Genomic DNA, 4,359 nt, shown 5'->3' on the forward strand with positions numbered 1-4,359 from the left:
CCGACCTCGCCTGCGAGCACCTCGTGCAGGATCCTGACGCCGTACCGGAATGGCGCGACATCGCCACCGACATCCGCGACCGGATCCCCCGCTCGGCGCAGGAGTCGCGCTACAGCGTCGAGGTGAAGCTGGAGCACGTGGCGATGGGCCGCGGCGTGGTGGTCCTGCCGGCCTCGGTGGTGGCGTTCTACACCCGGCCGGACGTGTGCGCCGTACCGGTGACCGACATCGGCCCGGGCCGGATCGCGCTGGCCTGGGAATCGTCGCGCCGCAGCCGCCTGATCAAGGACTTCGCGGAGCTGGCGGCCGCCGCGGACAGCCCCGCGGCGACCGCCGAGTTCCTCACCCCTCGTTGAGGGCCGCTTCCAGGACGCGTTCGTAGGTGGTCCGGGACGGCAGATGCGTGAGCAGGTGCCGGACGTTGCGGTCGGTGTACCGCACCTCCTCCGCATCGCGCGCTTCGAGGGCCAGCTCGACCTGACCCCACACGTAGTTCTGCAAGGCGATCGCCGTGCCGCTGAACGCGTCCAGGCTCAGCGGTGGCAGGCCCCCGGCCCGCGCCCGATAACCCTCGGCCAGGGCCCGGGCTCCCGCGGCGTTGATGCCACCACCGGGGTTGACCGTCCAGGAAACCAGCACCGCGGCCAGTTCCCAGGCCGGTGGCAGCCCGTTGGCGTGTTCCCATCCGGTGAGGATCAGCCGGCCGTCCGACCCGGCCCGGACGTTGCCCGGGATCACATTGTGGTGGCACAGCACCGCTTCGGTGGGTGCGGCCCGGTTGCCGACCGATTCGAGCTCGACCAGCGTCGGCACCGCCGCGGCCAGGACGGGCGCCCAGCCGGCCCCCTTGGCGGCGGCCACCTCCGCAAGTTCAGGCCAGCCGGAGGAGGCGAACCTCACCGAACTCCACGGGCAGGTGCCGTCCACCGGAATCCGGAGCCCGTGCAGGGTGGCGAGCATGTCCCCGACCCCGCGGGTGACGGTCGCGCTGACCGGGGCGGCCAACGGCGGCCCGGACGGCAGCCACTCGTACATCCGCCACCGGCTGCCGTCGATCACCTCGACCACGGCGCCGGAGGTGCTGCGGACCGGAGCCGGCAGCGTCACCCCGGCCCGCGCCGCGGCCTCCTGGAACCGGGCGTTGTCCTCGCCGTCGGTCACCGGATACACGTCGTCCACAGTGCGCGGAGCCCACCGGCCGCGGTCCGTCTGCAGCAGCCAGCGCCGACCCATCTCGTCCGGGCGGGACATGGACCGCATTTCCCCGACGACTTCACCCAGACCGAAACGGGTGGCGAGCTGCCGGGCCAGGGCCGGATCCGCGATGTCGGCACGGCCTCGCCGGCGGTCGACCTCAGCCTTGAGGTCGGTCCAGGTGCGGAAACCGTACTGCTCGGCGAGCGACGCCTGCGCTTCGGCGAGTGTCGCTTCGGGCCGGATGTCGCGCAGGCCGGCGAGCAGATCCTTCGCCTGCCGGCGCAGGTGGTCGAGATGGGGATTGTCGGGCAGCGTCTTCATGGTGCACCTCGCTCAACGCCCGGACTCGCACGGGCGGACAGAGCGTCGGTGACCGTCGCCCAGCCTGGCATCACACGGGGTGGCTTCGAGCCTTCCGGCGAGTCGCGGCGCGTACCCGGCGCGCGGATCGAGGCTAACGGAAAGCACCGCGCCAGTGTCAACCCCGCGCCTTCAGGAATCGGCTGTGGTCTTTAAGGCTCTCTTATGAAAGGGCGGGCTACGGTCCTGTGATCAACAGTCCGATGAGCCGATCGAGGTAGTCATGTTGCCAGTCATGGTCGCCGACATGGACGCCGGACGGCGCCCGCGGCAAGGGCGTTCGATCGACCTGCTGGGCGGGCGCAAGCTGGAGTACGTACGGCTCGGCCACGCCATCGTCCTGGGTCTCTCCGGCGGCTTCCAGGTGCTGATCGAGACCGTCACCCAGCTGCACGGGCCGGGCGGCGGCCGGGTCGATGTGGAGCCGGGCGAGAACCCCTCGGACATCCTCGCGACCCTGCTCGGGGACATCGTCCGCACGGCATGCATCCGTGAGACCGGCGAACTGCAGATCACCTTCCGCAGCGGCGCGCTGCTGCTGGTCGGCGTCGACCCGGACTTCGAGTCGTGGGCGGTCGCCGGTCCGGACGGCCTGCTGATCGTGTGCCTGGCGCGGGGCGAGCTGGCGGTGTGGGGGGACGCGTCGAGGCGGACCGGCGTACCCGGGGGTCAGCTGTCGCGGGCGGCCACCGAGGCCGACCTCCGTCAGTGAGCTCGGCGCCCGGTGGGCGGCCCGCAACGCACACCGCCGCTGTGCCGGATCAAGCAGATCTCCCTCCCCTCGCCTACGACCTGGATCTGCACGGCATATCCCTCGAGTGCACCGGCCGGTGTCATGTTCTGGCGATGATGACCAACCGCACCACCCCTATAGCGTCCTAGGATCCTGGGCTCAAGAGGGGTCGGCCGCGGTCAGGATTACGTCGAGTCCGTGGTCGAACAGGACATCGTCGTCCCAGCGTTCCGCGTCGAGGTGGCCGGAGGCGTTGAGGGTCGGATAGGCGGCGGGGTCCGCCGTCACGTGCCGGCGGGCCTCGCGCTGCGCTTGGGGATCCGCGGTCCGCCGCCAGGTCGCCTCGGTGAGTGCCGCGCCGATCACGTAGTTGGCCAGCAGCCGGGTGGTCACCGCCAACTGGAGTCCGGACAGGCCGCCGCGGGTCAGGGCGGCCTGAAGGAACTCGGTGCGGGTGAGGACGTTGGGGCCGAGCATCGGGCGGCCGATCAGGCTCGGGGCCCAGGGGTGGCGCAGCATCGCGGTGCGCCAGTGCCGGATCAGCACCCGGGCGTCCTCGCGCCAGTCGGCGGTGGCGGGCGGCAGCGGCACGTCGCCGAAGACGCGGTCCAGTGCCAGGTCCAGGACGTCGTCCTTGGTCTTCACGTGCCAGTACAGCGCGGTCGGCGTGACGTCGAGCCGCTGGGCCAGGCGGCGCATCGTCAGGCCGTCGGCGCCGTCCTCGTCGAGCAGGGTCACCGCCGCCGCGACGATGCGTTCCCGGCTCAGGGGTGCGGGGCGGGGCCGGGCCGGCTCCTCGCGCAGCCAGACCGAGCCCGGGCCGAATGCAGTTTCGCTCACCGCCTGACCCTAGTACGGTCGACAGGAGATGTAACGCTGTTAAGTTGATTGGACACCGTTCAATTATGCCGCTGATGCGCGTACAGCTGGAGAGTGACCGGACCACCGCGCGGAAGGTGCTGGAGCTGCACCAGGCCGACAAGGTCCATCGCCCGTCGCGGGAGGCCGCCCTGGCCCAGGTGTGGCGACATGGCCGTACGCCGGCCGGCGAGCCGGTCTTCATCGGCGTCTCGAACGGCGAGCCCGTCCGGCTGCTCTACGACGTGGAGGTCTACCCCGAGACGGCGTAGCGGCCATCACGCAGCGGTAGGCCCCGTTCGGTATGTATCGATGAGCATCACTGCGTCGCTACGGTTTGTCCGGGCAACCGCCCGCCGTCCCACTCCTCCGGCACAGACAGGACGACCGCATGCGTACCCTCGCCCGGACACTCCTCACCGCTGCCACCGTCGCCGCCGCCGGCCTGCTCATGCCGGCCGCCGCGATCGCTGGGCCCTCCCCCGAGCCGCCGCCCGTCACGCAGGTGGTCAACGGCCGCCCCGCCACCGAGAACTACTCGTTCATGGTCTACGTCTCCGGCTGCACCGGTTCGCTCATCAAGGGCAACTGGGCCGTGACGGCCAAGCACTGCCCCACCCCCGCGTCGGTCCGCGTCGGCAGCGTCGACCGCAGCAGTGGCGGCACGGTGGTCTCCGTCCGGCGGGCGGTGAACCACCCTCGGATCGACATCAAGTTGCTCGAGTTGACCTCATCCGTGTCATACGCACCTGCACCTGTCCCGACCGCGTCCGGTGCTGTCGGCACGGCGACCCGGATCATCGGGTGGGGCCAGACGTGCCCGACCCGGGGATGCGGATCGACGCCGCGCGTCGCCAATGAGCTCGACACGTCGATCGTGTCGGACAGCCGCTGCGCCGGCATCGACGCGGCGTTCGAGATCTGCACCAACAACACCAACGGCAACGCCGGCGCCTGCTACGGGGACTCCGGTGGGCCGCAGGTCCGCATGGTCAGCGGGCGCTGGGCGTTGATCGGGGTGACCAGCCGCGCCGGCAACAACAGCTCCACGTGCGCGACGGCGCCGTCGATCTATGGGGATCTGCCTTCGGTGCGCAGCTGGGTCGATCAGCAGGTGGGTGGGCTGCCGGCCTGATCGCCTCTGGGGACTGCCGGCCTGACCGCTGACCGGGCGGGTCGGCGTGACCCACTGCCAAGCCGGCCGGCCTGAC

6 protein-coding genes are annotated in these 4,359 nt (G+C 71.1%); 4 read left to right on the top strand and 2 right to left on the bottom strand.

Features of this window, described 5'->3' with window-relative positions:
• Positions 1 to 356 (top strand): LysR substrate-binding domain-containing protein (locus tag AB0C29_RS35875; protein WP_360830016.1); only part of this gene is annotated, 356 nt, incomplete at its 5' end.
• Here AB0C29_RS35875 and AB0C29_RS35880 read toward each other — a convergent pair.
• On the bottom strand, positions 343 to 1,518 hold the full coding sequence (locus AB0C29_RS35880; RefSeq protein WP_360830019.1) for a phosphotransferase: 1,176 nt from the start codon (positions 1,516 to 1,518) through the stop codon (positions 343 to 345). The two genes, AB0C29_RS35875 and AB0C29_RS35880, sit on opposite strands and share 14 nt — an antisense overlap.
• 274 nt (positions 1,519 to 1,792) lie before the next feature.
• Between AB0C29_RS35880 and AB0C29_RS35885 the strand changes: the two genes are divergently transcribed.
• The gene (locus tag AB0C29_RS35885; protein WP_360830022.1) at positions 1,793 to 2,269 is read left to right on the top strand and encodes a DUF6188 family protein; all 477 of its coding nucleotides are present in this window, start codon (positions 1,793 to 1,795) and stop codon (positions 2,267 to 2,269) included.
• Positions 2,270 to 2,449: 180 nt separating this feature from the next.
• On the opposite strand, the gene AB0C29_RS35890 is transcribed toward AB0C29_RS35885, so the two are convergent.
• The gene (locus AB0C29_RS35890) at positions 2,450 to 3,130 is read right to left on the bottom strand and encodes a TetR/AcrR family transcriptional regulator C-terminal domain-containing protein (protein ID WP_360830025.1); all 681 of its coding nucleotides are present in this window, start codon (positions 3,128 to 3,130) and stop codon (positions 2,450 to 2,452) included.
• 74 nt (positions 3,131 to 3,204) lie between these two features.
• On the opposite strand from AB0C29_RS35890, the gene AB0C29_RS35895 reads away from it, so the two are divergent.
• Together AB0C29_RS35895 and AB0C29_RS35900 are read left to right on the top strand one after the other, a co-directional pair.
• Positions 3,205 to 3,420: a hypothetical protein gene (locus AB0C29_RS35895; protein ID WP_360830028.1), complete on the top strand. Its 216-nt coding sequence runs from the start codon at positions 3,205 to 3,207 to the stop codon at positions 3,418 to 3,420.
• 179 nt (positions 3,421 to 3,599) lie between these two features.
• Entirely contained in the window at positions 3,600 to 4,283 is a 684-nt protein-coding gene (locus AB0C29_RS35900) for a trypsin-like serine protease (RefSeq protein ID WP_360557160.1), read from the top strand.
• Positions 4,284 to 4,359: the final 76 nt, after the last annotated feature.

This window comes from Actinoplanes sp. NPDC048791, from assembly GCF_040650095.1.
Taxonomy (GTDB): Bacteria; Actinomycetota; Actinomycetes; order Mycobacteriales; family Micromonosporaceae; genus Actinoplanes.